Consider the following 4,931-nt stretch of genomic DNA (forward strand, 5'->3'; position numbering starts at 1 on the left):
TAATCTTAATCGTACTCTCAATCCTAATCTTCTCTCATTACCTGCGGTCCAGCGGGGCTTGCGCAGTCGGGATTAAGATCAAGAGTAGGATTAAGATTAGGAGTTGCTTGTTTGAGGACTAAACGCCTACTCCCCTGTGGACTTGTTGGCGTTGCGTTTCTTACCATTACCGCCTTGCTGCTTCCCTTTCTTTGATTTCTTCGTGTCCCATGCCTTGCGAGCCTGTTCACGCGTCATGCCCTTGTAGGCATGTTGGTGCAAGATCGCGTCGTATTCGGTTTCGATTCCTTCGTCTCCCTGCGACGCCATCCACTGCTCAAGGTTGCTCTTTAGTTCTTTAATGACGCTGACGTACTCGGGGTTTTCAGCCAAGTTGGTCATTTCCAATGGATCGGCATTGCAGTCGTATAGCTCCAGTTCTGGACGAAAGTAGTAGCGATTGACCAGATCTTTTGCGTTGCTGTCGCCCTCTTTGGCCACATCGACCATCGATTGAAAGTAGCGGGTCTGAGTACACGCGTTGGTGAACTTGGTTTCGTGATTCAAATTCCAAATCAATCGGTACTGTTGCCCGCGCACGGTGCGGATGGCATAGGCGTCGCTGCCATTGATGATGCCTCGCGTCGTCATGATGCCGTAGCTAAATGATTTGTGCTGGTCCGTTTCACCCGTCAATACAGGCAAAAAACTCTTGCCGTCCAAGGATGGTTGCGAGGCCGCTCCGGCTGCGGCGATGAAGGTCGGCGTCACGTCGACATATTCGACCATCGCATCGGTGACCGTGCCCGGATGGACCTTGCCCGGCCAGCGTACGATCATTGCCGATTGCAGCCCGTTGCTGTAGCACGTCCACTTTGCAAAGGGAAACGAGTTGCCTTGTTCCGACACCACCATCACCAACGTATTATCGCTGAATTGATGTTTATCGAGTAGCTGCAAAATTTGGCCGACTTGGTCATCAAAATAGGTGACTTCGGCGAGGTAGTCGCTGAAATCTTCACGCACTTGCGGGGTGTCGACGATGTAGGGCGGCAGTTTGATTTTGGCGGGCGGGTATTGCGACGCGTCCCCCATGTTCCAAGGCGAATGAGGCTCGTTGGAACAGGCGAAAAGACAAAATGGCGTTTCCGAATCACGGCACTCCGAAAGCAGTTTGTCAATCTGATTCATATCCGGATTCTTTTTTCCGATGTATTCAAACGGAAATACCTCTTGGGGGCCGATGTGGGTTTTGCCCGAAAGTGCGACTCGGTACCCCAGCGGTTTCAAGTAGTGAACGATGCTCTGCGTCCCATCCTCCGCGAACGTGTGGTTTGGGTACGCACCCGACTTCACTGGATAGAGCCCGGTATACAAGTTGTGCCGCGTCGGTGAACACATCGGTGCCGCCTGGAAACAGCGGTTGAACTTCATCCCCGACTGGGCCAATTGGTCGATGTTGGGCGTGTGGGCCTGGCCTCCGTAACAGCCGATGTCGCGAAACGTACAGTCATCCGCAATGATGAAAACGATGTTGGGGCGATTTGCCGAAGCGTCGGCTGCCGCGCTGGAGGCAACATCGACGATCGCCATCAACAACGCAGTGCCGATGACAAACGTTCGCATTGCCGCATGGGGAATCACAAGGGTGGGGATCCGCATGATGTCTCTCGTTGGATTTTGTTGGGAAGGGGGAAGCGGGGCATGAGTCGCAGATAGTGCTATGAATTCTAGCGTGGGAATCATGCGTTTTGCGTCACAACTAAAAGATTCCGGTAGTGGACGAGGCCACGAGTCCCGTCGCAATTCTACCTTACTGCACGAACTCACGAGTACCTTGCCGAGTCAAGCCGCATGGGATTCGTTGCCTCATCCACTACCGATACTTCGTGGCGCAGGCAAAAACAGGGACCTTGCCGAGTCTTTGGCTCTTACTCTTGTTCGCTCGGGATTTCGCTGCCGTGCGGGTCTCGCGAAGGCGATTCCGTGGCGTCGCACAATTGGTCACGCAATTGGCGGTCGGTAAAGTGTTCGAGCCGCTCGGCCTTGTCGTGAATTCGGGTCGCATCCAAGCTGACTTCCGAAACCAAGTACTGTTCCCACAAACGATGCGAACGGATCAGCTCGCGAGCGTGTTGCCGGCCGTCGTCGGTCAAGCAGTAGCCGTTGTCGTCAAGAGCCAACTCGTTGCGCCGCCACAGCGTCAGCAGAGCCATGCGAAGCTGCCAGCGTTTGGCGAATAATTCGTCAGCCAGTTCACGTTCGTTTGTTGAGGGCTCGGTGTCCACGGTTTGGGATCGCTCTTGCTGCCGATACAGATAGGCGACAATGTCATCGCACAATATTTGCAATGACAACGCGCGGTTGCGGACCCAGCGGACAATCAATCCTTGGCGAGGCGCAAACAGTAACGCGATTACGAAAAACACACCGACCATCACCGCCATCATGCTTGCGGTGGTCGTGCTGTCATAGCCAAACCAAGTGGGAACGACCACGGCGGCGACATGTCCGCTGGCCGCACCGACCGCCGCGATGATGCTTGACAGCACGATCATGCGGCCCAGCCGATCGGTTAATAAGTTCGCAGTCGCGGGGGGGACGATAAACATCGCGACGACCAAGATGTTGCCGACACTTTCAAAGCTCGCCACCGCTGTCACCGCCACCAATACCATCAAGGCGTAGTGCATCACGGTAGCCGAAAATCCCATCGATGTCGCCAGCGACGGATCGAACGCGGTGAGTTTTAATTCTTTGAAAAAGATGACAACGAACAAGAGGTTCACGATCGTCACGACAAGCAGTACTGCCACTGCTCGCGGAATATCGAAGCCCAAAAGTTCAACGCAGTCCAGATGCGTCGATTCGATTGCACCATATAGCACACAGCCAGCGTCTAAATCAACGCGATCCGCCGCCTGGACAATCATGACCAACCCTAGCGCAAACAGCGACGTGAAAACGACGCCCATCGACGCCCCTTCATCTACCTTGCCGACCCCGCGAATCCATTCGGTAAACAATGCGGTCAAAATACCGACGATCACCGCGCCCAAGAACATCGGCAAACTGCTGCGGCTGTTGCTGATGAAAAACGCGACTGCCAAACCTGGCAAAATGGCATGCGAAACCGCATCCCCCAGCATGCTGAGTCGACGCAGTACCAAGAAATTTCCCAGCAGCGCCGATGCGACTGCGCACAACATCCCTGCCGCCACGGTCCAGCCATCAAGTTGCCAGTCCCATATCATCGGCGCAACCTCCGCGAATCGGACGGTTCGCTGATCGTGGCGTGCGGACTTGCAGGGACGGGAATCTGCAAAGGCTCTTGATCAAGCAATGCCTCCAGTTCATCGACAAGTTCAGGCTCGAGGACATGTTCGATATCGTCGGCATCACGATCGACTCGGCCCGGCGCCACTTCTGCATATGTGATCAGATACAGTTCCCACAATCGGTGTTGCCGCGTCAAACGAGCGGCTTCAGCGTAACCCGCTTGGGTTAAGCGGACGGTGCCATCGCGTTGCACCAGGTATTGATCGCTTTCGGCTTGAGCAATCGTGCGTCGCAGTTGGGCGCTGGACCAACTGCGAATCGACAGCAGTTCCTTGATCGGCACGGCCATATTGCGTTTGGCTTGGTCCATCGCCGGTTTGGACTCCAGCAATTCGTAGATGCCTCTCAGTAAATGCTGTTTTCGCACACGGCGGTTCAGGCGTTGTCGCCGCAGGAAACGCACCAACACGCCTCGAGCCGTCCCGAACGTCATGCTGAACAAAAACAACATGGTACAGGTCAACACGATCATGGCACCCGAGGGCAATCGAGGGAATAATGCACTGGTTGCCGCACCGACGATTCCGCCAATTCCCCCGAGTAACGCCGCCAACCCAGCGACCGCCCACATTTTTTCGCTCCAAAAACGACCCGCCGCCGCAGGAATCACCATCAGAGCGACCATTAGAATCAATCCTACCGCTTGCAGTCCCACGATCGTGACGAGCACCACCAGTGCCATCAACGTCATGTCCAACAACACGACTGGCATGCCCCGAGATCCGGCAAAATTCTCGTCAAAGCAGAGAAGTTTGAGCTCCTTGAATAGCAGTAAGCATCCGAGGGTCGCGAAAGACGAGGCAGCGGCGATTAGTCTCGCGTCGTAGGCGTTCATCGAAGCGGTCTTGCCATAGATAAAGCTCTCCAGCCCTGCGGCACTTCCCTTGTCCATTTGCTGAACAACACCTAGTAATGCCATCCCAGCGCCGAAAAAGACACTCAGTGCGATCCCTAATCCGGCATCTTCCTTTAATCGAGTCTGACGCTGGATCACCACGACTAATCCGACGCCAAGCAAACCAGAGACGGTTGCGCCGAATAGCAAGATCGGCAAGGTTTTGCCATCCATCCCCATCACGTTGGCGATGATAAACGCCACGGCGATCCCCGGCAAACTGGCGTGCGCGAGGGCATCGCCCAGCAGCGCACGCTTTCGCAGTAGCGTGAAACTGCCTACCAAACCGGAAGCCACTCCTAGCACCGCGACGCCGAAGATCACGACGCGAGTGTTGTAGTCCTCCAGCAGCACAACTCGCCGCCACTGCTCGCCACTAGGCCATTCGATACGTCGGTCGGTGATCGATTGAGCAGACGTTTGTGTCGGGGCCGCAAATGCGGAGATGCAAGCGAGCAGCAAGAACAAGACGATCCGATTCACAGCGATCGCTCCCGGCGTCGCATCGCTTCGCTGACTTCGTCCAATAACGTCAATCGTCCCCCGTAGGTCTTGTTCAGGTTTTCAGGGGTAAAGGTCTCTTCGACTGCACCGTGGGCGACGACCCGCATGTTCAACAGCACCACGTAATCAAAGTAGTCGGGCACGGTTTGTAAGTCATGGTGGATCACGACCGCCGTCTTGCCGCGTGATTTTAGTTCACGCAGGATCTCGACAA

The 4,931-nt window shown here is 55.2% G+C and carries 3 protein-coding genes and 1 pseudogene; all 4 read right to left on the reverse strand.

Translation table 11 applies throughout. The annotated features are described in order from the left end of the window. Positions 1-126 precede the first annotated feature (126 nt). Positions 127-1,641, reverse strand: a complete 1,515-nt coding sequence (locus tag ABX962_RS30130) for a sulfatase (protein ID WP_372725096.1) — start codon at positions 1,639-1,641, stop codon at positions 127-129. Positions 1,642-1,910: 269 nt separating this feature from the next. Further along, positions 1,911-3,233, reverse strand: coding sequence for a metal ABC transporter permease (locus ABX962_RS30135; protein WP_372725098.1), 1,323 nt, complete (start codon positions 3,231-3,233; stop codon positions 1,911-1,913). Further along, a complete protein-coding gene (locus tag ABX962_RS30140; protein ID WP_372725100.1) occupies positions 3,230-4,696 on the reverse strand; it encodes an iron chelate uptake ABC transporter family permease subunit in 1,467 nt (488 codons plus the stop codon). Before ABX962_RS30140 ends, ABX962_RS30135 begins: the two co-directional genes overlap by 4 nt. Beyond that, a pseudogene (locus tag ABX962_RS30145) lies at positions 4,693-4,931 on the reverse strand (manganese ABC transporter ATP-binding protein); the annotation flags it as partial. The pseudogene ABX962_RS30145 and the gene ABX962_RS30140, both read right to left, overlap by 4 nt.

This window comes from Novipirellula sp., assembly GCF_041583735.1.
Taxonomy (GTDB): domain Bacteria; phylum Planctomycetota; class Planctomycetia; order Pirellulales; family Pirellulaceae; genus Novipirellula.